A 26,103-nucleotide genomic window follows, 5' to 3' on the forward strand; every position below is an offset into this window, starting at 1 on the left:
TATTTATTTAAGGCATTATGCTTTGTTTTGACCTAAAAGCTCTTCCTGCAACTTCTTACCTTTTTGCTGTGCATCGATCACTGCAACTGCAGACATATTTACGATCTCATCAACACTAGCTCCCAGTTGCAAAACGTGAACCGGTTTATTCATCCCCATCATTATAGGACCAATATTGTCTGCATTATTCAACTCCTTCACCATTTTATACATGATGTTTGCCGAATCGATATTAGAGAATACAAAGGTATTAACCTTTTTCCCCGCGAGTTTCGAGAATGGAAATTTACTCTTTAGCATATCTGCGTTAAGTGCAAAATCTGCCTGAACTTCCCCATCTACAGCAAGATCAGGATAATACTTATGTAAATACGAAACGGCTTCACGCACTTTATCTGCTTGCGGATTTTTTGAAGAACCGAAGTTAGAATACGAGATCATCGCAATTACCGGTTCCATACCAAAAAGGCGTACTGTACGCGCTGTCATCAATGCGATTTTTGCCAATTCTTTTGCTGTAGGTTCAATATTGATCGAAGTATCTGCTAAGAATAAAGGTCCGCGACTGGTATTCATCAAGTTGGCCGCAGCTACTTTCTGAACATTAGGCGCCGAACCAATAACTTCAAGTACAGGTTTTACCGCTGAAGGATAACTGCTGCTATATCCTGTGATCATCGCATCAACATCGCCCTGCTTCACCATCATTGACGCATAATAATTACGCTGTCTCAACAAACGCTGCGCGTCATAAAGTGTTACGCCTTTACGTTTGCGCTCCTGCCAGTAAATCTGAGCATACTCGTTAAGTTTCGGTTTTTCTTCGGGTGTTTTGGGATCTATAATTTGTACATCAGCATCAAAATCAAGCTCTTCCATAAGTTCAATTATGGTGTCACGATTTCCTAACAATACCGGCATACCTATACCTTCGTCGTGAATGATTTGCGCAGCTTTTAAAACGTCAAGCTGATCTGCTTCAGCATAAACAATACGCTTTGGCTCAGTTTTCGCACGGTTGAGTATAAGGCGCACAATTTTATTGTCTGAGCCCATACGCTCGTGCAACTCGTCTTCATACTTGACCCAATCGGTGATCGGCTCTCGTGCTACACCGCTATCCATCGCTGCTTTTGCAACCGCAGGCGGCACTTTTGCAATCAATCTAGGATCAAAAGGTTTTGGAATAATATACTCGCTACCAAAGTTGAGTCGGGTTTCACCATAGGCAATATTCACTTGCTCCGGCACCGATTCTTTAGCGAGTTCGGCCAAGGCTTTTACCGCAGCCATTTTCATTTCCTCATTAATTTTTGTTGCCCGCACGTCTAGCGCACCTCTAAAAATGAAAGGAAAGCCAAGCACATTATTTACTTGATTAGGATGATCTGATCGTCCCGTAGCCATAATGATATCATCACGCGTATCCATCGCGAGATTATAATCGATCTCCGGATTTGGATTTGCCATTGCAAAGACGATCGCATTAGGCGCCATTGATTTTAACATCTCGGGAGATACAATATCTGCAATAGATAAACCGATAAACACATCGGCATCAACCATTGCTTCATCCAGCGTATCAATTTTACGATCTGATGCAAACTCGGCTTTTTCTGCAGAAAGATTCTCACGATCACTACGTATCACTCCTTTACTGTCAAGCATTACAATATTTTCGGCCTTTGCCCCAAACGCCTTATAAAGTCGGGTACAAGAAACCGCCGCAGCACCCGCACCACTTACTACGATGCGAATGTCTTCCATCTTTCTATCTGTCAACTCCACAGCATTGAGCAACGCAGCTGCAGAAATGATCGCTGTCCCGTGTTGATCATCGTGCATCACAGGAATATCGAGTTCTTCTTTTAAACGTCGTTCAATCTCAAAAGCTTCAGGAGCTTTGATATCTTCGAGGTTGATTCCTCCAAAAGTTGGCGCAATATTCTTTACTGTTTCGATAAAAGCATCTACATCTTTGGTATCTACTTCAATATCAAAAACGTCTATTCCTGCAAAAATTTTAAACAGAAGCCCTTTACCTTCCATCACCGGCTTTGAAGCTTCGGGACCAATATCGCCAAGTCCAAGAACTGCTGTTCCGTTAGAAATTACAGCAACTAAATTTCCTTTAGCTGTGTATTTATAAGCATTTTCTTTATCCTTTTCAATCTCCAGACAAGGCTCTGCAACTCCCGGTGAATACGCCAAGGAAAGGTCGCGTTGAGACGAATATTTCTTGGTAGGTACAACCGCGATCTTACCCGGTTTTGGTTTTGCATGATAAACTAAAGCCTCACGGCGCTTACTTTCTTTGCTCATAATTCTATTGTTTGCTAGTAGTACAAAAGTAAGCCTATTATTGAATCACCCTAAGAAATCTGAAGGTTTCCTTTTATCAATTTTTAATACTGAATTACCTCCTAACGGTTAAGACATATTAATTTCATCTGAAGAATAACTCTTTTTTAAACGCAAGGCCAATACTGCCGCGATAATAAAAAACACGCCACCAAAAAGAATTGCATTTACCGCATTATCGTCGAGTAGATTTTTGATAATAGGTCCAAATGTTACCGTTTGTATCAACATAGGAATCACGATCATCATATTTACAATTCCCATATAGACGCCGCGTTTTTGCTCTGGAATAACTTTAGAAACCATCGCATACGGAATCCCCATCATCGCCGCCCAGCCAATACCGAACAATACCATAGGAATAAGCAGCGCATATTCATTTTTTATGAAAGGCATGCTTAACAATGCAATTCCTGTAAAAACCAAACTCAATACATAAACATTGCGGGAACCGTATTTCTTAGCAAAAGGAACCAATGCCAGAGCAACGATCATCGTTACAAAATTGTAGGTCCCGTTCATCAAACCTGTTTGTGCTAAAGCCTGTTCAGAAATCATTTGAAAATTTTGAGCAAATGCAGTGTCTCCCGTCCCAACGGTTCCGCCAGATTTACATGCCTCCATAATCGCTTCAAAGCGTTGATTATCTTCATTGGTCAACCCGTAAATACTATTGCGCAACATAGGCGTGATAAACTGCCAATACACAAATAACGCATACCATTGAAAGAAATAAACCGCTGCTAATTTTTTAAGCATCTTAGGCATATTACCGATTGCAACTATAATTTCTGCAAATGGCTCTTGAATTCGCTGAAGAAAGGTGGATTCCTGTTTTTCCTTTTTTAGAATTGCCAAAGCCTCGTCTGACGGAGGAATTTCAGGAGTTTTCCAAACCGACCAAGAAATAGTTACTACCGAAGCAATTGCCCCAAGGAAAAACGAATAATACACCCACGTTGGAATATTAGAAACGGTCTCGGTTGCTGTAGAACATAACGCGGCACTCTGCTCTGCCGAAGTCCCGAACCAGTCTTGAAAGAGGAAAAGAGAAAAGTTAGCAATCGTAATCCCGGCTCCTACAAACAAGCTTTGCATTTGATAGCCAAACGTCAATTGATCATCATTGAGTTTATCTCCTACAAACGCACGGTAGGGCTCCATGGCTGTATTGTTTGCTACATCAAGTATCCATAACAAACCAACTGCGAACCACAACTCTGGACTATACGGAAATGCAAAAAGGCATAAACTTCCTAAAATTGCACCTATGAGAAAAAACGGTTTTCTACGGCCGCCCCATTTTGGCAACCATGTTTTATCTGAAATCGCACCAATTATGGGCTGAATTAAAAGTCCGGTTACCGGCCCGGCAAGATTAAGAATTGGCAAATCGGCGTGGTCTGCGCCTAAAAAAGAAAAAATAGGATTGATCGCTGTTTGCTGCAGCCCAAAACTGAATTGAATACCGAAGAATCCAACATTCATATTCCATATTTGCCAAAAAGAAAGATTTGGCTTTTTCAGCATACTCAGCACCTTATTCATAATATTTTAAATTTCAAACGTTTTCGGTTAGCAATTAATAATATTATGACATAAAAAGCAAAAATATCTCAGTTTTTAAAATATAAAAGTAGAATCAGTCAGCGTCTGCAGCATTCTCTAGAAAATCGATATTTCGTTTTAATCCGCTAAATTTTGTGCGCTTTACAGGAGATTTTTTGAAGATTTCAGAAAAAACTTCCTGCGTGAGCTCTTTCCACTCTTGTTTAGAGTATTCCAGTAGCTTCGGTTTTGGGTTGAATAAAGGTTCGTTATGTGGTTTTGAGAAGCGATTCCACGGGCATACATCCTGGCATACATCACAACCAAACATCCAATCATCCATTTTATCTTGAGCATAATCAGGAATCTCATTTTTCAATTCGATCGTAAAATAACTGATGCATTTGCTACCGTCTACCACATAAGGATCAACGATTGCCTGTGTAGGACACGCATCGATACACGCCGTACACGAACCGCAATGATCGGTAACCGGAGTGTCGTATTCCAGCTCAAGATCGATGATCAATTCAGCAATAAAATAAAAAGAACCTACTTGCTTGGTGAGTAAATTACTATTCTTCCCTATCCATCCCAGACCGCTTTTTGCCGCCCAAGCTTTATCTAAAACAGGAGCCGAATCTACAAAAGCTCTTCCATCTACCTCGCCAATATGTTCCCTGATCGCTTCGAGAAATCCCTTCAGTTTATCTTTAATTACAAAATGATAATCGGTACCGTATGCATACTTCGAAATCTTATAGGAATCGTCTCGCTGTCTTTCTTCAGGATAATAATTCAGCAGTAACGAAACCACGCTTTTTGCTCCGGGAACCAGCAAGGTTGGATCTAAGCGTTTATCAAAATGGTTTTCCATATAATGCATTTCACCATTTCGATTTTTATTGAGCCAATCTTCAAGTCGCGGCGCTTCTTGCTCGAGAAAACCTGCTTTTGAAATACCACAACTCATAAAGCCCAGTTCTTTGGCTTTGTCCTTTATCCACGAAGTATATTTGGCTTTAGTATTCAAAATCTCTTGGTGTAAAGGTGAGCAAGACATCTTTAGGTTTAAGCGTGATCAGCGGATTGATCGCAATAGGAGCGGTTTCTTTTTTGATCTTAAACTTTTTAACCAAATGACTCACCGTTAGAATCATCTCATACATCGCAAAATTATTGCCAATACACATTCGCGGCCCTGCCCCAAAAGGATAGTAATACGGAGAATATTTTAAGCTGTCATCAGCAAAACGGTCAGGATTAAATTCTTCAGGTCGCTCCCAAAAATCGGTATGTCTGTGAATTTCAAAAATGGAAAATAGAATATTGGTTCCCGCTTCAATCTCAAAATCGTCAAATTGATCTTTTTCAATGCTAATGCGATCGATAAAATACGCCGGCGGATATAGACGCATAGCCTCGTTGACCACCTGATTGGTATACTTGAGCGTTTTGATTTTTTCTAAAAGATCTACTTCGTTATCGGCTGCTAAGCTTTCGGCATAAAGTTTATCCTGAACTTCAGGATTTCGAGCCAACAAGGCTGCGGTAAAAGTTAATGCATTCGAAGTCGTTTCATGCCCCGCGATAAAGAGGATTAGAATTTCATCAATAAGTTGTTCGCGACTCATTGGCGTGTCGTCCTCATAACGCGCGTCTAGCAACATATCGAGTAAATCATCGTGTCGAATACCGCTAGCGATGCGATCATCTATAAGTTTACTTAGAATTTGCCGTGCTTCAAGCGATTGCTTTAAGGCACTTTTTAGAGCGCCAGAAACATGAAACCACCAGTTTAAGTAAGGCTGTCGCAACTCTTTGACCATCATACGCTGATTGCTCTCTGTAATATGCTGTAGTCTGTTGATCGCCTTTTGATCAATCACATTACTGAATAAGGCCTGAACGACCGTATTAAAAGCCAGATCATTGAAAATAGGAAAAATATCAAAGGCTTTACCGGTTTCAATTTTAGTGAGTTCCTCCTGAATGACTTCATCAACTTTCTGAAGTAACCCGTGCAGGGTTTTCTTGTGAAATGCCGGTTGAATGAGTTTGCGCTGTTTTGCCCAGTGCTTGCCATTTGCTGTTAAAAGACCTTGACCAACATATTTGGCCAGATCACGAGTTTGAATGGGAGACTTTTGATACTTTTTTTGATTTTTCTGAAGTGCGTGTTGTGCAAAATGTGCGTCTCTAGAAAAGAGAACGCTTCGGGTAAAACCTATTTTCAACTGAAACGTATTGCCTTTAGATTCAAAATTTCGGTGATGAAAGGGCAACGGGTTTTTTAAGATCGACAACGCCGATCTCAAAAATTGAAAAATGGAAACTTTTGGAAAAGCCTTCCCCATATCACAAGTTTAAAACAATCCACCTTGAATAGGTCCTTTCACTCGGTTCAAATGCGTATACGCCGCTTCGGTCACTTCACGCCCTCTTGGTGTTCTCACAATAAAGCCTTGCTGTATCAAAAAGGGCTCATACACTTCTTCAATGGTTTCGGCACTTTCAGAAACAGCCGTCGCGAGTGTGGTGATTCCAACAGGTCCGCCTTTAAATTTATCTATGATGGTTGCAAGAATTTTATTGTCCATTTCATCCAATCCGTGTGCGTCTACATTAAGCGCTTTAAGGCTAAAACGTGCGATCTCGATATCAATCGTTCCGTTTCCTTTGATCTGTGCAAAATCACGCACCCTACGCAACAATGCGTTAGCAATACGCGGTGTTCCCCTACTTCTACCGGCAATTTCTATCGCGGCTTCCATATGAATAGGAACATTGAGTATTTCGGCACTGCGTTGAACGATTGTAGTCAAAAGTTCGGTATTATAATACTGTAGTCTTGAAGAGATTCCAAAACGTGCACGCATAGGCGCGGTAAGCAATCCTGAACGCGTAGTCGCACCTATAAGCGTAAACGGATTAAGCGTGATTTGAACCGTACGTGCGTTTGGTCCACTCTCGATCATAATATCGATCTTGAAGTCTTCCATCGCAGAATACAAATATTCTTCAACAATTGGACTTAGTCGATGTATCTCATCAATAAACAACACATCGCGCTCTTCAAGATTAGTAAGCAATCCCGCAAGATCTCCCGGCTTATCCAAAACGGGACCAGAGGTCACTTTGATATTAACCCCAAGTTCATTGGCAAGAATATTTGCCAAAGTCGTTTTACCCAAACCCGGAGGACCGTGAAACAAAGTATGATCTAAAGCCTCTCCTCGACCATTAGCTGCTTGAACGAAAATTTCAAGATTCTCAATGACCTGTTCTTGACCGGTAAAATCATCAAAACTGAGCGGCCTTAAAGCACGCTCGATATCATATTCCTCGTGAGAAAAACCTTCTCCGCTTGGATCTAAATGTTCATTCATAACGTAAAGATACTAAATAGGCATTCATCGTTTACTTTAATACTGATGAATAAAAAAAGCCCGCGAACTGCGGGCTTTTACTTTTATATTTTCGAATCGACCTAGTGATTCATTTCTTCTTCATTAGGCTGAAGTGGAACATTCTGAGGAATATAATCTTGACCAGGAATTACATAATCTGTTTCATCCTCATTCAGTTTACTATAGTCATAAGACCAACGGTATACAGATGGAATCTCACCTTCCCAGTTTCCGTGAATGTGCTTCAATTCAGTAGTCCATTCTAAGGTATTTGATTTCCAAGGGTTCTTAGGACCTTTCTTTCCATAGAATATTGAAGAAAAGAAGTTGTATAAGAATACCAGTTGAACAGAAGCAGTAACGATCGCAGCAATGGTAATCATCACGTTTACGTCTGCCAAATCATCAAAGTATGGGAATGCTGTGTTTGAGTAATAACGTCTTGGAAGACCCGCCATACCAATAAAATGCATTGGGAAGAAAACAGCATAAGATCCAATCGCAGTCACCCAGAAATGAACATAACCTAGATTCTTATTAAGCATACGCCCTTCAAACATTTTAGGGAACCAGTGATATACTCCGGCAAAAAGACCGTACAGTGCAGATATACCCATCACTAAGTGGAAATGCGCTACTACAAAGTAAGTATCGTGAACGTTAATATCTAAGGTAGAGTCTCCTAAAATAATACCTGTTAAACCACCGGTAATAAATGTTGAAACTAAACCAATAGAAAACAGCATTGCAGGGTTCATCTGCAGATTACCTTTCCATAATGTGGTTATATAGTTAAAAGCCTTTACCGCAGATGGAATTGCAATTAACAAAGTTGTAAAGGTAAATACAGATCCAAGGAATGGATTCATACCCGATACGAACATATGGTGACCCCATACAATCGTAGAAAGGAATGCAATAGCTAATATAGAAGCAATCATCGCACGATAACCAAAAATCGGTTTACGTGAATTTGTTGCAATAACTTCTGAAGAAATACCTAATGCAGGTAGTAATACAATATAAACTTCAGGGTGACCTAAGAACCAGAATAAATGTTCAAACAAAACCGGCGAACCACCTGAGTTGTGTAGTACCTCACCTCCAATATATATGTCAGATAGGAAGAATGAAGTTCCAAAGCTTCTATCCATTATCAAGAGCAATGCAGCAGACAATAATACAGGGAAAGAAACAACCCCAATAATCGCAGTTACGAAGAATGCCCAGATGGTAAGTGGAAGTCTTGTCATAGACATTCCTTTGGTTCTCATATTGATTACAGTAACAATATAGTTAAGTGAACCTAATAAAGAGGATGCAATGAAAATTGCCATAGAAACTAACCATAAAGTCATACCGGTACCAGCAGCTGAAATCGATTCTGGTAGTGCACTCAATGGAGGATAGATCGTCCATCCAGCAGCGGCAGGACCTGCTTCAACAAAAAGTGATGAACACATGATAACAGCAGACAAGAAGAACAACCAGTAAGAAACCATATTCAAAAATCCTGAAGCCATATCACGAGCTCCAATTTGAAGTGGAATCAAAAGGTTACTAAAGGTACCACTCAAACCAGCTGTAAGTACAAAGAATACCATGATGGTACCGTGAATGGTAACCAAGGAAAGGTAAATACTTGGATCCATAACTCCTTCAGGAGCCCATTTACCAAGGAAAATTTCAAATACAGTAAAGCTTTCTTCTGGCCACGCTAATTGGATTCTAAAAAGTATTGACATTGCAATACCTATAACTCCCATTAACAAACCAGTAATCAAGTACTGCTTTGAGATCATCTTGTGATCTGTACTAAAAATATATTTACTTATAAATGTCTGATGATGATCGTGATGTGCGTGATCATCGTGAGCATGTTCAAAAGCTGTTGCGTTTGTTGACATATCTAGTTTCTTTTAAAAATCAATTTTACTGCTGAGCTACGCTCGCCTCAAAAGTCTGTTGTGTTTCTAACCAAGCTTCATAATCTTCTTGAGACTCCACCACTATTTTCATTTGCATGTTGTAGTGACTTGACCCACAAATTTTGTTACAAAGCAGGTAATAATCAAACTCATCATATGCATCCAATGCTGGCTCTCCTGCAGCTACCAATTCTTTATTTTTCTCCTTACGTATCTCTTGAATTGTACGCATTTTATCTTGCATATAATCCGTTTGACGAATCTCTTCAGTAGTTACTGTAGGCGTAAAAGAAAATTGAGTGATCATACCTGGCACCACGTTCATTTGCGCTCTAAAGTGCGGCATATACGCCGAGTGCAATACGTCCTGAGATCTCAATTTAAAAATCACCTGACGTCCTACCGGAAGATGTAACTCTTGCGTTACAACATCATCTTGACCATCTGCATCACTTGGATCGATACCTAATTGGTTAACACCCTCAATAAAACGTACGTTCGCATCACCTAAGATATTGTCTTCACCGGCGTAGCGTGCTTTCCAGTTGAAACGTTGCGCATAAAGCTCTACAACTAATGCATCCTCATCTTCCTCGAAATTCATAATGTCAGACCACGTAAACAAACCGTAAATAATTAGACCTGCTAAAACAATCACAGGAATAATGGTCCATATGAATTCTAATTTATCGTTATCAGCATAGAACAAAGCTCTTTTTCCTTTCTCTCCTTTGTATTTGTAGGCAAAAAAGTGAAGCAAAAACTGTGTAATGATTTGCACAACCATAATAAGTGCGATAGAGATAAACATCAAATTATCGTACTTACCACCGTGAGCAGAAGAAGCTTCTGGCAGATAGAATTTAGAATAATGCCAGAAACAATAGAACATTAAGAAGTAAAGGAACACCATAAACATAACCATCAATTTGGCATTGATACGGTTATCCTTTCCATTTGCAACGTCTGAAGTTCCTTCTTCAGAACTTCCCTTAGACAGCGCATATATTTTACTCATTTGCCATATTGCTACAGCAAAAAGAATGATTACAATAAGTACTAAAAAGACGGTCATTTTTGTGTTTTTTCTGTTCGTTGATATTAATAGTGAAAATGCTCGCTTTCTACTAAGAATGGATTATTCTTAGGTCTCAACGATACTTTAGCTAATCCTAAGCCTACCATTAAAATAAACAGACCTAAGAAGAATAGTAACGCAGCGAATTCTGTGATTCCGAAAGACCAATGTGGTCCAACCGTAGATGGCATAACTAATAGGAAAATATCTATATAGTGTCCTACTAAAATGAAAACACCAGCGATCACAACAAACCAAGAAACGCGTTTGAAATCACTATTCATCAATATTACAATTGGGAATACAAAGTTGATGATAATCATTCCGAAGAAAATAGGATTATACTCTTGTATTCTCAAAATAAAATAAGTCACCTCTTCTGGAATGTTTGCATACCAGATCAACATAAATTGACCAAACCATAAGTACGTCCAGAATACACTGAAACCAAACATAAACTTAGCCAAGTCATGTAAGTGACTATCATTTACAAATTCTAATTTACCTATCGCTTTAAGTGAAACCGTTACTATTGCTATAACAGTTACTGCTGAAACGATCATACTAGCAAAGATGTACCAAGCAAAAAGGGTACTATACCAGTGTGGAGTCATCGACATAAACCAGTCCCAAGCCATTGTAGACTCGGTAACAATAAAGAATGCTAAGAAGTATACCGAATATTTGAATAAGTTCTTATATGGCTTATCTCCTTCGGCGGTATCCATTGCCAGAGAATTTTTTCTAGCAAAATGTCTGTATAAGTTCCACCCTATGATATAGATGATACCTCTGATCAACCAAAAAGGAAAGTTCAAATACACTGATTTTTCTTGAAGAATAGTATCCTCTGCTACTAACTCGTGATTTTGCCAAGGAAAAAAATGTTCTCCTGCAAAGATCACGATCAATAAAACGATCACAGATCCCGGAAGGAGATAGTTTGTAATCCCTTCCATCACTCTAAATAATACCGGAGACCATCCTGCTTGAGCTGCATTTTGAATTGCATAAAAAACAAGCGTTCCTAAAGCGATCATCATAAAGAAAAAGGCTGCTACGAAAACAGCAGACCAAGGTTTTGTCTGCATCTGATGCAATACGTGCTCCATATGCTCTCCTTCACCGTGCGCTTCGTGGCCCATATCCTTATCGTGTGCCATTGCCTTTTCAGAATACCCATGTTCCTGACGCGCCTCGTCAACAAAATTTGCTTCTTCGTGACTAGCTTCTTCACCATGATGCTCTTCATGAGAGGCAAGTACTTCACTTGCTTCTTCAACCGTAGCGGGTACAGATAAAAATCCATAAACCACACCTACAAGTCCAAGAACCATACTAATTATGGCAAAAAGTCTTAATTTACTTGATAACGTGTACATAATTTTGAAATATCCTGCCTTTATTATTCTTCAGTTTGCGCTTCAGTTTCCTCTTCGGTTGCAGTTGCTTCAGCACTTGCAACATCTTCAGAAGTAGCTTCCTCTTCAAATGCTCTTTTAGGCTTTCCGTCAAGGGCATCTTTTAGATCGATCACATAATGGTTAATTAACCAAAGCTCACGCTCTGTTGTTTGAGATGCATAAGATCCCATAGTGTTAAGACCATAATAGGTTACGTGATATACACTTCCTTCAGTAATCGCACGTCCCTGATCATTATAAGCAGGAACCCCTAATATTTTTTCGCGTTTAGCTAATGTACCTTTACCATCACCTTTGTCACCGTGACAAATAGCGCAATAAATAGTGTACAACGCTTTCCCTTCATTTAAGTTATCTTCTGTGTATGGCACCGGGTTAGTCAAACTAGCTTTGGCCGCCTCATAACCTTCTGTGCTGTTCTCATAACCGTAAGGCATCCAACCACGCGAAACAGTTCCCTCTGCCGGCTGCATAGCTTCCATTCCGTTAGGAAAAACCTCATAATTGCCATAGGTCTCATAACCTACATCTTCATACATGTTAGGCATATATTGATAGTTGGGATGATCTTTATCCTGACAAGAGGCCATAAAAACCAACATCATTACCAATGAACCTAATATTTGAATATTATTTTTCATTTGTTACGCGTGTTCTTCGTTATGAATTAGACTTATCTCTGTAGCTCCTGTATCATAAAGAAACTTAGAAAGTTCATCAAGATCGTGATTTGCTGCATCAACTTCGATCAAAAAGTGATCATCAGTTGTACGAACGTCTGGATTCTCAGCTTTTTTAAAAGGCCAAATCTTACTTCTCATATAAAAAGTAATAACCATAAGGTGGGCCGCAAAGAATACCGTTAATTCAAACATAATTGGCACAAAAGCAGGCATATTTTGCAGGTAAGAAAAACTTGGTTTACCCCCAATATTTCTTGGCCAATCTTCAATCATTATGAAGTTCATCATAAGGGTCGCCACACTCAATCCAATTAATCCGTAGATAAATGAACATATAGCGATACGAGTATAAGGTAATCCCATAGCCTTATCCAAGCCGTGAACCGGAAATGGCGTATATACCTCAATAATTCGATAATGTTTAGAACGCAGTGCTTTTACTGCCTTCATAAGGATATCATCATCATTGTAAAGCACGTGTAAAACGTTTCCTGATGCCATAATTATTGTTTAAGATTTTGTGCCTGACCTGCCCAATCATCGCGCTCTGCTCTACCAGGAAACGCATCGATGATTTCGTCTAAAAGGTCATATTCTGTTTTAGTCATTTTACTCACCTGATCATAGGTATAAATACCTAACTGATGTAGCTTTTGCTCCAATACCGGACCAACACCACTGATCTTTTTCAGGTCATCAGCTGATTGTGTTGCCGGATCATAAGTTCCTATTTTAGCAAGCATCAAATCAATCTCTGCTTTTTTCGTTTCAGTATCAACTAATGCATCTGCATTTACAGTAGATTGGTGATAAGTACTTTTAGCATTTGAAGCAGCGGCTAAACTCTCTGGTCGAGTCGCATAGTTAGAGGTACGCTTATCTGTTGCTGTACCAGCTAAATCTTCACCTGACTCTCTAATTCTCTTGTAGCGTTCTCCTGAAGATTTAAGAATACTCTTAACCTCTGCTTGTGCAATAACCGGGAATGTACGAGCATACAATAAGAACAACACGAAGAAGAATCCAATTGTACCTACAAACACTCCTATATCAACAAATGTAGGTGAGAACATCGTCCAAGTAGAAGCCAAACGGTCTTTACTCAAACAGATTACAATAATATCAAAACGCTCAAACCACATACCAATATTAATCACAAGAGCTACGATAAATGTCCAAAGAATATTTCTTCTCCATTTCTTAACCCAAAGCGTAAGCGGCACGATTAGGTTACAAATAATCAGTGCCCAGAATGCCCACCAATAGGGTCCTGTGGCAGCACCAAATGATAAGTATGTATAGTTTTCATAAGGCACCCCAGAGTACCATCCGATGAAATATTCCGTTAAATAAGCAACTGTTACGATACCACCGGTAAGCAAGATTACCTTATTCATAAATTCAATATGAACAATGGTAATATAGTTTTCAAGGTTAACCACTTTTCGCATTACCAAAAGAAGCGTTTGCACCATAGCAAATCCAGAGAAAATCGCTCCCGCTACGAAATAAGGAGGGAAAATCGTACTGTGCCATCCCGGTACAACCGAAGTAGCAAAGTCAAAAGATACAATTGTGTGTACCGAAAGTACTAGCGGAGTTGCAAGACCCGCAAGAACAAGAGACACCTCTTCAAAACGCTGCCAGTCTTTTGCACGACCACTCCATCCAAAACTTAAAATACCATATATTTTTTGCTGAAACGGACTCTTAGTGCGGTCACGAATCATTGCAAAGTCAGGTAAAAGACCCGTCCACCAGAATACCAATGAAACCGATAAATAGGTAGAAATTGCAAATACGTCCCAAAGAAGTGGTGAGTTGAAGTTAACCCATAATGATCCAAATTGGTTTGGAATAGGCACAACCCAATACGCTAACCATGGACGCCCCATGTGAATGATCGGGAACAAACCTGCCTGCACAACCGCGAAAATTGTCATCGCCTCTGCAGAACGGTTAATCGCCATACGCCATTTTTGACGGAAAAGTAATAATACAGCAGAAATAAGAGTACCAGCGTGACCAATACCTACCCACCATACAAAGTTTGTAATATCCCAAGCCCAACCAATGGTTTTGTTAAGACCCCAAACTCCAATACCTGTAGACACTGTATATACAATACAGCCAAGACCCCACAAGAACGCAATAAGCGCGATAGAAAAACAAATCCACCAAGACTTATTGGCTTTACCAAGAATAGGAGCACCTACATCTACACTGATGTCGTGATAAGATTTCTCTCCAAGAATCAAAGGCTCTCTTATGGGTGCTTCGTAATGTGACGACATATTAATATATTGATATTTATTTTATACTAAATTAAGCTTCTGCAGTATTCTTAACTTTTACCTGATAGAATACATTAGGCTTCACACCAATATCTTCAAGTAAATAATACTTACGTTTATCATTTTTCAATTCTACGATCTCAGAATCTGGCATATTCACATCACCAAACTTGATAGCGCCGTTATCACAAGCATTACTACAAGCGGTTGCAAACTCACCATCCTCTACTGCTCTACCTTCACGTTTCGCATCAAGAATTGTTTTTTGTGTCATCTGAATACAGAAAGAACATTTCTCCATAACCCCGCGAGAACGTACTGTAACGTCAGGATTAAGCACCATACGACCAAGATCATTGTTCATGTTGTAATCAAACTCATCGTTTTCTGCATATAGGAACCAGTTGAAACGACGCACTTTGTATGGACAGTTGTTAGCACAGTAACGTGTACCTACACAACGGTTATAAGTCATCTGGTTTTGACCTTGTCTACCGTGACCAATCGCAGCTACAGGACATACAGTCTCACAAGGAGCGTGATTACAGTGCTGACACATCACAGGCTGGAATGCAACTTCAGGATTGTCATAAGACTGCTTTTCTACCACTGAGTAACTGTCAAAAGCAGGAAGCTCCTCAAGAGTTTTAGTTTCCTCTTCAAATGTATCTACAGAAGAATAGTAACGGTCAATACGCAACCAATGCATATCTCTGAAGTTTCTAACTTCTTGCTTACCTACTACAGGAACATTGTTCTCAGAGTGACAGGCGATAACACACGCACCACAACCGGTACACGCATTAAGGTCGATAGAAAGGTTAAAATGCGGCCCCATGGTATCGTCAAAAGATTCCCAGATATCCGCATTCTTATCTCTTACGGAAATTTCAGAGTGGTTATAATCAACCTCTCCTACGGGGTTCCAAGCGTGAACGTCTTTAGTATTAAAAATCTCTAAAGTGGTCTCCCGTATAATATCATCCGCACGCCCAGCCATCGTGTTCTGCATTTGAACACAAGCAAATTCGTGCACACCACCTACTTTTTCAATCTGAACAGATTGTGTGGCGCTAAAATCTTTATATAATGGGTAAGCATTAACACCTACCTGCATTTCTTCTTGAACAGCAGCTTTTTTACCATAACCTAAAGCTAAACCTACTGATCCCGGAGCTTGACCTGGTTGCACATAAACAGGAACATTCTCGATAGTTTTTCCATCAAGAGTGATGTTTACATAATTACCGTTTAAAGCTCCTTTAGAAGTAATTTCATTTTCAATCCCTAACTTGTCTGCATCTACTTTAGACATAGTCAGGTAGTTATCCCAAGAAGTTCTTGTGATCGGATCTGGAAACTCCTGCAACCAAGGATTGTTAGCCTGCTCTCCATTTCCTATACCAGTACTTGAATACAAAGTCAACTCATAACCAGATGTTGAAGCTTCTTCTTGAGCTAGAGCAGCAACAGCGCTCAAAAGCGTGATCGCACCGTTTGAAGTAGCACTTGACATTTCAGCAGTTTCTTCAGCTGCAGGAATAGAACCGGCAACAAAACCATCGTGCAATGCCTGATTCCAGCTTGTTGAAGCGTTACTCCAATTATTTTTTAGATACTCATAATACGTAACCTCTTGATCTGTCCAGGCTAATAGCGAATCCTGAAATTGTCTTGTATTGAATAAAGGACGAATTGTAGGCTGCGTTAAGCAAATCTGCCCTTTCTTGATTTCAACATCACCCCAAGATTCAAGATAGTGAGGAGCTGGAGCCAAATAATTACAAAGAAGTCCGGTCTCATCTTCTTTCATATTGAAAGAAACCTTAACATCAACATTCTCTAATCCAGCAACAAATTCTTCAGCATTAGGCAAACTATAAGCAGGATTCACACCCGCAACAAGTAGCGCACCTACTGCACCAGAATTCATATCAGCAACCAATTGCCGCACCTCTTCAGCATTACCTTGACGCGTCATCTTTGGTGCTTGAACATCAATTATCGTACTACCTAAAGTTTCGTTAATTGATAAAGCTACCATTTGCGCATTCGCATCCTGAACACCAGTCACAAACACCCCTTTACTTCCCGCTTTACGCAGTTGAGCTGCAGCACTCTTTACTGCCTCATCAAGTTCGGCAGGTAATCCTGTATTAGCACTTCCTCCAGAAACAATTGACTGAATAGCCGCAACCGCTTTTTTCTGTTGAGACGGAGTCATCGGCACACGCTTATCAGCATTTGCACCAGATAAAGTCATATTCGCCTCAAACTGTACGTGACGTGACATTTTTCCATTTTTAGGAACACGGCTCTTAGCATAGGTTGGACCGAAACCACCACCTTGCCAATCACCTAAAATATCAGCACCTACTGAAATTATAACTTCAGCTTCAGAGAAATCATAATCAGCCAATGCACGCTCACCATATTTGCTTTCAAAAGCATCCAAAGCCGCCTGCTCTCCTATCGCATCGTAAGTAACATGCTTTACATTAGGATACGCTGCACTAAACTCTGAAATCAACTTTGAAGTTGAAGGAGAGGCAAAAGTTTGCGTTAATAACACAATACTTTTTCCTCCTAAATTTTTTAATTTATCACCTAACTGACTATCTAACTCTGACCAAGAAGCATCTGCTCCATCAATCTTAGGACCTTGCAACCGCTTAGTATCATACATAGACAACACAGAAGCATGAACCCTTGCATTATTACCTCCTAAAGAAGCAGCCAGTTTGTTATTTTCAATTTTAATAGGTCTTCCTTCGCGCGTTTTAACCAAAACACTAGCAAAGTCAAAACCATCTGCCATGGTTGTAGCGTAGTAGTCTGCCTTTCCTGCGGTAATGCGCTCTGGAGCCACTACGTAAGGAATGGACTTGTTTACAGGCCCTTCACAAGCCGCAAGTGTTGCAGCCGCAGTAGAAAAACCTACATACTTTAAGAAATCACGACGCGTAGTTGACGAAGCATCTAACGAATCTTTGTCCCCAAGAAACTCATCCATAGGAATTTCTTGCGCAAATTCATTCTGTTTAAGCGCCTCAACAATAGAGCTATTCTCATTTAGCTCCTCAACACTTTTCCAGTATTTCTTGTTTGATGACATAAAATCTATTGTTATTTATTTTGAAACGCGAGTTAGACTACACGCAATCTTAACTTATTAATAATGGCATTTACCACACTCAAGACCTCCCATTTGTGCCGCAGTCAACTGCTCTACACCATACTTCTTAGAAAGCTCTTCGTGAATTTTTTCGTAATACGGATTTCCATCCATCTTCACATTAGTCTCACGGTGACAGTTAATACACCAACCCATAGTTAATGGTGCATTTTGATACATAATCTCCATCTCCTCCACAGGACCGTGACAAGTTTGACACTGCACCCCGGCAACACTTACGTGCTGTGAGTGATTAAAGTAAGCAAAATCTGGTAGATTATGAATACGCACCCATTCTACAGCCTGAGTCTCCCCGGTATATGATTGAGTCGCAGGATCCCATCCAGTAGCTTTATATAACTTCTGAATTTCTTTATCGTAAAATTCTTTTGAATAATCCTCAGTAACTGAACTGAATTCTGAAGTCGCATCAGCAACTTCACTAATACTTTTGTGACAGTTCATACACACATTCAAAGAAGGAATTCCTGAAGTTTTACTCGTACGTGCTGAAGAGTGACAATATTTACATTCGATCTGGTTATCACCTGCGTGAATTCTATGCGAATAATGAATTGGTTGAATTGGTTGATAGCCTTGATCAACACCCACCTGCATCATCCAACCGTAAGCGAAGTAAGCACCACCTAAAAGCAATACAATCACAGAAACAAGAACCAAGAATTGATTTTCAACAAAAGCCTTCCAAATTGGCTTGCGCGATTCTTTAACAGGCAACGCGACACCTTGTGCAACTGCAAATTTTCTAAGTGTATTATTCACAAGAAGCAATACCGCAACAAGCATCACAAGCACTACAGCCAAAATAGCTAAGATCACAGTGCTCGAAACACCACCTCCACTCTGACCGGCGCCACCACCAGCATTTGCCGGCGCTACAGGCTCTGGCTTTGGAGTTTCGGTATACGCTAAAATATCATCAATATCCGCATTACTTAGTTGCGGAAAAAGATTCATTGCAGTTTGGTTATACTCCTCATAAATCGCAATTGCTTCAGGATCCCCTGAATCAATTAGCGCACGGTTATTTTTAATCCACTGATACAACCACTCTCTGTCACGACGCTCAGTTACATTATACAATGCAGGCCCAGTCGCACGATTATACAACTTGTGACAAGCAGCACAGTTTGCATTAAATAATGCCTTACCGGCAGCAGCATCACCACCCTGAACAGCAGGAGTAGTTTCTGATTGCGCAGCACCTTCTGCAGCCGCATCAGCATCCTGAGCAAATACAATTGAAGAAAATGAAAGCAATAATGCTAAAGTGATTATAGAAAATCGAGAAGCTGAATTAAGGTAGTTACCCTGTTTCATAGTATGATAGAATTGTCATAATAATGCGGCACCAAATCTAGCTATTTAAGCATTAACCACCTAAACAAAATGCCGACAAATTTGATGGCAAAAGTAAGACTTAGAAGTGGATTTTTGAAGTGTTACTAAAGCGTTAAAAGGTAATTTATACCTGTTCTAAATAATAATTCCCGTGCATTTTGAGTTATTACAATTACTTTTGCTTAAACAATTTTTCTTATGAAAAGAACCCTTTTATCGTCTATATTTTTCTGCACTTTTGCCGGAATATTTTCCAATGTCGCTTTAGCACAATCTGCCCAAGCTCAAGTAGTTCAGGACAGTAGAATACCTGAATTATTAAAGTTAAAATCTCAGATGACCGTAAACGACGAATTAGCAGATCGTTATAAAATTCAGCTTTTTTACGGTCAGATAACCGAAGCCAATAAAGTTCAGGATGAATACAAGAGCAAGTATGAACAATGGGAACCTAAAATCGTATATGAAAGTCCTAACTATAAAGTATGGGTAGGAAACTTCAGAAATCGCCTGGAAGCTGATCGCGCATTATTAAAAATAAAAGAGAATTTCCCAAGTGCTTTTGTAATGAAGCCCGAACGTTAAAAATAACATTATCACTAAATAAAGAAAGCCCTTGATTCAACATCAAGGGCTTTCTTTTTATATGCTGCTAAAATCTGTTATTTCAACTTTTTCTTAACCGCTACTTCCTGGTAAGCTTCAATAATATCTCCTTCTTTGATATCATTATAGTTTTTGATCTGCATACCGCAATCATAACCTTTACTCACCTCTTTAACATCATCTTTGAAACGTTTCAGCGAAGCAAGCTCTCCAGTATAAACCACAACTCCATCACGTATTAAACGCACACCGGAGTTACGATAAATCTTCCCGGAAGTTACCATACAACCAGCAATTGTACCGATCTTAGAAATTTTAAAGGTCTCTCTGATCTCAGCATTACCAGTTACTTCTTCTTTCATCACAGGAGAAAGCATACCTTCCATCGCATCTTTAAGATCATTGATCGCATCATAGATGATCGAATATGTTCTAATGTCGATTTCTTCCTTATCAGCAACTTGACGCGCATTTCCTGCAGGACGCACATTAAAGCCGATAATGATCGCATCTGAAGCCGAAGCAAGCAACACATCACTTTCAGTAATTGCACCAACTCCTTTATGGATGATATTTACAACAATCTCTTCCGTAGATAGTTTTCCGAAACTATCTGTTAATGCCTCAACAGATCCATCAACATCACCTTTAAGAATAATGTTAAGCTCTTTAAAGTCTCCAAGCGCAATACGTCTTCCAATCTCATCAAGCGTAATGTGTTTCTGCGTTCTTACAGATTGTTCACGCTGAAGCTGCGTACGCTTATTGGCGATATCTTTAGCCTCACGCTCATCTTCCATCACATTAAACTTATCCCCAGCCTGTGGCGCACCATCAAGACCTAAGATCGAAACCGGAGTTGAAGGTCCTGCTTCTTTAATTTCTTTACCACGCTCATCCTGCATCGCTTTAACCTTACCACTATTGGTTCCTGCAAGTACATAATCTCCAATTTTGAGTGTACCTCCTTCAACCAACACTGTAGAAACGTAACCACGACCTTTATCAAGGAACGCTTCAACAACGGTACCGTTTGCACGTTTATCAGGATTCGCTTTAAGCTCAAGTATTTCTGCCTCAAGAAGTACTTTTTCAAGCAATTCTTCTACACCTATACCTGTTTTTGCTGAAATATCATGAGACTGAATCTTACCACCCCAATCTTCAACAAGCAAGTTCATGTTTGCCAGCTGCTCTTTAATTTTATCTGGATTAGCCGTAGGCTTATCTACTTTGTTTATTGCAAAAACGATAGGAACTCCTGCCGCTTGTGCGTGAGAGATCGCTTCTTTTGTTTGTGGCATCACATCATCATCTGCCGCGATTACAATAATAGCAATATCAGTAACCTGAGCACCACGCGCACGCATCGCCGTAAAGGCTTCGTGACCCGGAGTATCCAAGAAGGCAATTTTTTGACCATCTTTCAAAGTAACTCCGTAAGCACCAATGTGCTGCGTAATACCACCACTCTCTCCAGCAATTACATTTTCTTCACGAATGTAATCCAGAAGCGAAGTCTTACCGTGGTCAACGTGACCCATTACAGTTACGATTGGAGCTCTTGGCTTAAGATCTTCTTCAGCATCTTGCTCTACAGCAACCGATTCTTCGATATCTGCATTCACAAAATCAACTTCATAACCAAACTCATCAGCTACAATAGATAAGGTTTCCGCATCCAGACGCTGGTTCATCGTTACCATCATACCCAACGACATACACGCTGAAATAATCTGTGTAACTGAAACATCCATCATCGTAGCCACCTCACTTACCGTAACAAACTCAGTTACTTTTAAAACCTTGTTTTCTGCTTCTTGCTGCGCTTGTTCGCTTTCAGACTTTTGACGGTGCTGATCACGCTTATCCCTACGATACTTAGCTCCTTTTCCTTTGTTAGATTTACCCTGAAGCTTCTCAAGAGTTTCTCTAACCTGCTTTTGCACTTCTTCTTCTGAAGGCTCTTCTTTTACAACTGGTGCATTTCTACGGTTTCCGCCGCGTTGATTACGCCCTCTGTTATTGTTATTTCCGCTATTAGGATTTGCACCAGGTTTACTGATACGCTTACGCTTGCGCTTTTTATCATCCTTATTAGCTGCCGGTTTTTTCTTCTTCTCAGGTTTTTTAAACTGAGAAAGGTCAATTTTTTGACCTGTAAAGTTTGGACCGTCTAATTTCTTATAATCTGTTTTTAAGACATCATCACCAAGTTTTGGCTCTTCAGCCTTAGCTTCAGCTTTCTTCGCTTCTGCAGGTTTAGGTTTTGGCGCCTCCTTTTTAACCTCAGGTTTTGCTTCTGCCTCAACTTTAGGTTTTTCTTCTGCCTTTGGCGCTTCCTTTTTCTCGGTTTGCTCAGGCTTCACTTCTGCCTTTGGCGCTTCTTCTTTTTCCTTTTCTACTACTGGCGCTTCTTTTTGTTCAGGAGCAGGCGCTTCTTCTTTAGCTTTTTCAGGTTCTGCCGCAGGTTTGGGTTTTCCTGATTTATCTAAATCGATCTTACCTACCTGCTTAGGTCCTTGAAGATTAGTCTTAGCACGAATAACCTCTTTATCTGATTCTTGCTGCTCTTGACGCTTTTCTTCAATCTCTTCTTCACGCGCTTGTCTAATAGCTTCCTTCTCCTTCTGCTTTTCCTGCGCTACTTCTTTGGAAGCTACTTTCTTGCTGGCGTCTGTCTGAAATTGATCAGATAATACCTCGTAGATTTCGGCAGAGATTTTTGTAGTAGGGCGTGCCTCGATCTCGTGCCCTTTTTCCTTTAGGAAATCAACAGCACGATCAAGTGAAATATTAAGTTCACGCAATACCTTATTTAACCTCATGTTTTTTACTTCTGCCATAAAATGCTTTAATTCGCTATAAAATTAACCTAAAAAACCTGTACAGTCCTAAATTTATTCAAACTCTTCACGAAGAATTCTCATTACGTCTGCAATGGTTTCTTCTTCAAGGTCTGTTCTTCTAACCAGGTCTTCTACGTCTTGTTCTAAAATACTTTTTGCGGTGTCTAAACCAATTTTTGAAAATTCGGCAATAATCCAATCTTCAATTTCATCAGAGAATTCGGTAAGCTCAACGTCTTCTTCTACTCCTTCTCTGTACACATCTATCTCGTAACCAGTAAGCTGACCAGCAAGTCTAATATTATGACCTCCTCGACCAATTGCTTTTGAAACTTCTTCTGGCTTCAACATCACTTCTGCCGTCTTGTTCTCATCATCTATTTTAATAGAAGTGATTTTTGCCGGACTTAACGCTCTAGTGATGTAAAGTTGCAAGTTGTTTGTGAAATTAATCACGTCTATATTTTCATTACCTAACTCACGAACGATGCCATGAATACGCGATCCTTTCATTCCCACACAAGCTCCTACCGGATCAATACGATCATCATAAGAATCTACAGCAACTTTTGCTTTCTCCCCAGGGATACGCACCACCTTTTTAACAGTGATCAACCCATCAAATACTTCAGGGATTTCAGATTCAAACAATTTCTCTAAGAAAAGCGGTGATGTACGAGACATAATAATTGCAGGCTTGTTTCCTTTCAATTCTACACTCTCGATAATCCCTCTTACGTTCTCCCCTTTTCTAAAGAAGTCTGAAGGAATCTGCTTGTCTTTAGGCATGATGATCTCATTACCTTCATCATCAAGCAAGATAATCGCACGATGTCTAATATGATGCACTTCTGCATTGTAAAGCTCTCCTTCAAGATCTTTAAATTGCTTATAAATATTAGTGTTATCGTGCTCGTGAATCTTACTAATCAAGTTTTGACGTAACGCTAAAATAGATCTACGCCCCAAGTCGATAAGCTTTACTTCTTCAGAAACATCTTCACCTACTTCAAAGTCAGGCTCTATTCTACGTGCTTCAGTTAAGCTTATCTCAGAATTCTCATCCTCTACCTCACCATCTGCAACAACAACACGGTTACGCCAAATCTCTAAATCTCCTTTATCTGGATTAATAATAATATCAAAATTATCATCACTCCCAAAACGTTTTTTTAACGTACTTCTAAAAACTTCTTCGAGTATTGCCATAAGCATTACTCTATCTATGAGCTTATCATCTTTAAACTCAGAAAATGATTCGATTAACGCAATATTTTCCATGCTGTGTACTTAAAATTTTATCTTAACTTTTGCTTGCTTGATAGCATCGTAAGCTACCACCTCTTCCTTCTCAACGGTCATCTTACCTTTACCCACTTCTTTAGGTACGCGTTCTTTCCAGAACAAAACAATACCTTCATCGTGTACTTGTATAAGATTTCCTTTGATTTTTGCACCATCCTGAAGCACCACTTCGAGATCACGGCCTTCATTCTTTTTATATTGCCTTTTATTTACTAAAGGCTCTGTAGCCCCGGCAGACATCACCTCTAAAGAGAAATCCTCTTCCTCTCTATCCAGATTATGCTCCACCTTACGGCTCACATTTATACAATCTTGAACACTCACACCCTCGTCACCGTCGATAATCACAACGATCTCATTATTTCCTTTGATCTTTAGATCTATTAAATAAAGGGATGGATATTCTTTAAAAGCCTCATCAAGTAAGGCTGCAACTTTTTCCTTCAACATGTTCCTATAAAAAGAGGGGACTCAATGTGCCCCCTCGATTAATTTTCTTAATTCAACAGTGCAAATATAATAATATTTATCAACATATAAAATAGAACACGCTCGGTATTAATTGCTTAACTTTAATGTAGCCCATTAAAATCTATATAACTTTTAAAGTCAGTAAATTATGATCTCAAAATTATTACTGCCTACAGATTTTTCTGAACAGGCGCACTACGCATTTGAAGTTGCTTGCCAGCTTGCAAAACAGTACAAGGCACAACTACACCTAATTCATCTAGTAGAAATCCCTTATTCGCTAATTAATATCATAGACGGAAATCCTAACTCAGAACTTCCTGAAGCGTTTTTCTTTATGAAACTAGCGCAACAAAACTTCAAAAAGCTAAAGTCAGAACAGTTTGCTGAAGGGGTTGATCTTGTAGAAAATGTAAGCTTCAGCAATATTCACAGTGGAATTCTTGAATATGTAGAAAAGCACGATATCGATGCTATCGTCATGGGTTCTCACGGCTCTACCGGTTTTGAAGAATTATTCATTGGCTCCAATACCGAAAAAGTGGTTCGTCAATCAAAGATCCCTGTTTTTGTTATTAAAAAGCAACACATCCATTTTAAAATCGACACTATCGTTTTTGCAACAGATCTTGAAAAAGACAATATAGAACCCTTAAAACAAGCGCTTTTATTTGCAAAAACACAAAATGCAACACTCAAACTGGTATACATTAACACACCAGATCGTTTTGAGGCTACAGACGACATCATGCTTCTGTTTGATAAGTTCGCAAAAGACTTAGAGTATGATACATTGAATTTTGAAATATACAACGACCTGAAAGTAGAACGCGGAATTATGAATTACGCCAAAAGTCAACATGCCGATTTAATCGCGTTGGGCACGCACGGAAGAAAAGGGCTTGCTCATTTTCTTACCGGCTCCTTAAGCGAAGGTTTGGTCAATCACGCCAAACGTCCTGTTCTCACGTTTAAAATAAGCTAAAGGTTAATAATTTTCTAAATAACACTTCTTTAATGTTTTGACCCAACGCTAAAAAGTAATTTCAGAAAAAAAATTAAACGTTATGCAAACAGAAAGTCAAACCACGATACATGCGCTTTACAGACTTATTGAAGAAGGCTGCAGCACCACCTCGAATTCTGAGCGTACACTGCAATTACAGAAAGCGATCTTAAAGAAATTCTTTAAAGCTTCTGACGTCGAAATCACGCATCTTCAAAACGAGGTTACTATTACCATGCGACCTATGCTTTCTGATGCGCGTAGTACAGAGATCAATCTAGAAATCCCCAAGAAACAGTTTTCAGGATTTTTACAAAATTGCATTAAGAACGACACCAAAGGAGAAGTATTCTACATCAATATGATGCGTTACTTTGCTACCCAGAGTTAAACAGGTTAATTTAATAAATTGACTTAGAGAGCTGGCCTACAGCATTAGATCCTTCAGTTGTGCTAATAAACAAAAAAACCCGCAATCAAATTGCGGGTTTTTTATTGCAGTTGGCCTACTAGGGCTCGAACCTAGACTCTTCTGGACCAAAACCAGACGTGTTGCCAGTTACACCATAGGCCAGTACCTTTCTTTAAAAAGAAAACATTCAC

General features: G+C 39.6%; 19 protein-coding genes and 1 tRNA gene. 3 read left to right on the forward strand and 17 right to left on the reverse strand.

The annotated features are described in order from the left end of the window. Positions 1 to 15 precede the first annotated feature (15 nt). The 13 genes from WA338_RS03800 to WA338_RS03860 form a co-directional block, all read right to left on the reverse strand. Positions 16 to 2,322: an NADP-dependent malic enzyme gene (locus tag WA338_RS03800; protein ID WP_272986368.1), complete on the reverse strand. Its 2,307-nt coding sequence runs from the start codon at positions 2,320 to 2,322 to the stop codon at positions 16 to 18. 108 nt (positions 2,323 to 2,430) lie between these two features. Then, positions 2,431 to 3,909, reverse strand: coding sequence for an MFS transporter (locus WA338_RS03805; RefSeq protein WP_009781618.1), 1,479 nt, complete (start codon positions 3,907 to 3,909; stop codon positions 2,431 to 2,433). Positions 3,910 to 4,003: 94 nt separating this feature from the next. After that, a complete protein-coding gene (gene queG / locus WA338_RS03810; RefSeq protein WP_394330431.1) occupies positions 4,004 to 4,972 on the reverse strand; it encodes a tRNA epoxyqueuosine(34) reductase QueG in 969 nt (322 codons plus the stop codon). Next, a complete protein-coding gene (locus tag WA338_RS03815) occupies positions 4,932 to 6,266 on the reverse strand; it encodes a cytochrome P450 (protein WP_336092138.1) in 1,335 nt (444 codons plus the stop codon). Before WA338_RS03815 ends, queG begins: the two co-directional genes overlap by 41 nt. A 9-nt stretch (positions 6,267 to 6,275) precedes the next feature. Further along, complete coding sequence (gene ruvB, locus WA338_RS03820) at positions 6,276 to 7,298, reverse strand: Holliday junction branch migration DNA helicase RuvB (protein ID WP_009781621.1); 1,023 nt, start codon at positions 7,296 to 7,298, stop codon at positions 6,276 to 6,278. A 101-nt stretch (positions 7,299 to 7,399) separates the two neighbouring features. After that, positions 7,400 to 9,226, reverse strand: a complete 1,827-nt coding sequence (locus tag WA338_RS03825; RefSeq protein ID WP_009781622.1) for a cytochrome c oxidase subunit I — start codon at positions 9,224 to 9,226, stop codon at positions 7,400 to 7,402. Between the two features lie 25 nt (positions 9,227 to 9,251). After that, positions 9,252 to 10,322 (reverse strand): cytochrome c oxidase subunit II, encoded by a 1,071-nt coding sequence (locus WA338_RS03830; RefSeq protein WP_009781623.1) that lies wholly within the window; start codon positions 10,320 to 10,322, stop codon positions 9,252 to 9,254. A gap of 26 nt (positions 10,323 to 10,348) precedes the next feature. Then, positions 10,349 to 11,707 (reverse strand): hypothetical protein, encoded by a 1,359-nt coding sequence (locus WA338_RS03835; protein WP_040532977.1) that lies wholly within the window; start codon positions 11,705 to 11,707, stop codon positions 10,349 to 10,351. Between the two features lie 23 nt (positions 11,708 to 11,730). Beyond that, a complete protein-coding gene (locus WA338_RS03840) occupies positions 11,731 to 12,390 on the reverse strand; it encodes a c-type cytochrome (RefSeq protein WP_272986374.1) in 660 nt (219 codons plus the stop codon). 3 nt (positions 12,391 to 12,393) lie between these two features. Further along, a complete protein-coding gene (locus WA338_RS03845) occupies positions 12,394 to 12,933 on the reverse strand; it encodes a DUF3341 domain-containing protein (protein ID WP_072983103.1) in 540 nt (179 codons plus the stop codon). Positions 12,934 to 12,935: 2 nt separating this feature from the next. Next, complete coding sequence (gene nrfD / locus WA338_RS03850) at positions 12,936 to 14,726, reverse strand: NrfD/PsrC family molybdoenzyme membrane anchor subunit (protein ID WP_272986378.1); 1,791 nt, start codon at positions 14,724 to 14,726, stop codon at positions 12,936 to 12,938. A gap of 31 nt (positions 14,727 to 14,757) precedes the next feature. Then, entirely contained in the window at positions 14,758 to 17,841 is a 3,084-nt protein-coding gene (locus WA338_RS03855; RefSeq protein WP_272986380.1) for a TAT-variant-translocated molybdopterin oxidoreductase, read from the reverse strand. Between the two features lie 57 nt (positions 17,842 to 17,898). Next, the gene (locus WA338_RS03860; protein ID WP_009781629.1) at positions 17,899 to 19,242 is read right to left on the reverse strand and encodes a c-type cytochrome; all 1,344 of its coding nucleotides are present in this window, start codon (positions 19,240 to 19,242) and stop codon (positions 17,899 to 17,901) included. 219 nt (positions 19,243 to 19,461) lie between these two features. Here WA338_RS03860 and WA338_RS03865 point away from each other — a divergent pair, with 219 nt between their 5' ends. Beyond that, positions 19,462 to 19,848, forward strand: a complete 387-nt coding sequence (locus WA338_RS03865) for an SPOR domain-containing protein (protein WP_272986382.1) — start codon at positions 19,462 to 19,464, stop codon at positions 19,846 to 19,848. A 77-nt stretch (positions 19,849 to 19,925) separates the two neighbouring features. Here the strand turns inward: WA338_RS03865 and infB are convergent, their stop codons facing one another. Genes infB through rimP form a run of 3 tightly spaced genes read right to left on the reverse strand, consistent with a single transcriptional unit; the run spans position 19,926 to position 24,473 of the window. After that, positions 19,926 to 22,715: a translation initiation factor IF-2 gene (infB, locus tag WA338_RS03870; protein ID WP_272986384.1), complete on the reverse strand. Its 2,790-nt coding sequence runs from the start codon at positions 22,713 to 22,715 to the stop codon at positions 19,926 to 19,928. A gap of 54 nt (positions 22,716 to 22,769) precedes the next feature. Next, a complete protein-coding gene (nusA, locus tag WA338_RS03875) occupies positions 22,770 to 23,999 on the reverse strand; it encodes a transcription termination factor NusA (protein WP_009781632.1) in 1,230 nt (409 codons plus the stop codon). Between the two features lie 9 nt (positions 24,000 to 24,008). Next, positions 24,009 to 24,473 carry a ribosome assembly cofactor RimP gene (rimP, locus tag WA338_RS03880; protein WP_272986386.1) on the reverse strand — a complete coding sequence of 155 codons (465 nt, stop codon included), beginning with the start codon at positions 24,471 to 24,473 and terminating at the stop codon, positions 24,009 to 24,011. 169 nt (positions 24,474 to 24,642) lie between these two features. Between rimP and WA338_RS03885 the strand changes: the two genes are divergently transcribed. After that, positions 24,643 to 25,479 (forward strand): universal stress protein, encoded by an 837-nt coding sequence (locus WA338_RS03885; protein WP_272986388.1) that lies wholly within the window; start codon positions 24,643 to 24,645, stop codon positions 25,477 to 25,479. An 82-nt stretch (positions 25,480 to 25,561) separates the two neighbouring features. Further along, positions 25,562 to 25,891: a hypothetical protein gene (locus WA338_RS03890; RefSeq protein WP_009781635.1), complete on the forward strand. Its 330-nt coding sequence runs from the start codon at positions 25,562 to 25,564 to the stop codon at positions 25,889 to 25,891. Between the two features lie 110 nt (positions 25,892 to 26,001). On the opposite strand, the gene WA338_RS03895 is transcribed toward WA338_RS03890, so the two are convergent. Continuing rightward, positions 26,002 to 26,074: transfer RNA gene (locus WA338_RS03895), tRNA-Gln, on the reverse strand. Positions 26,075 to 26,103: the final 29 nt, after the last annotated feature.

It is taken from the genome of Leeuwenhoekiella sp. CH_XMU1409-2 (assembly GCF_037029365.1).
Classification (GTDB): domain Bacteria; phylum Bacteroidota; class Bacteroidia; order Flavobacteriales; family Flavobacteriaceae; genus Leeuwenhoekiella; species Leeuwenhoekiella blandensis.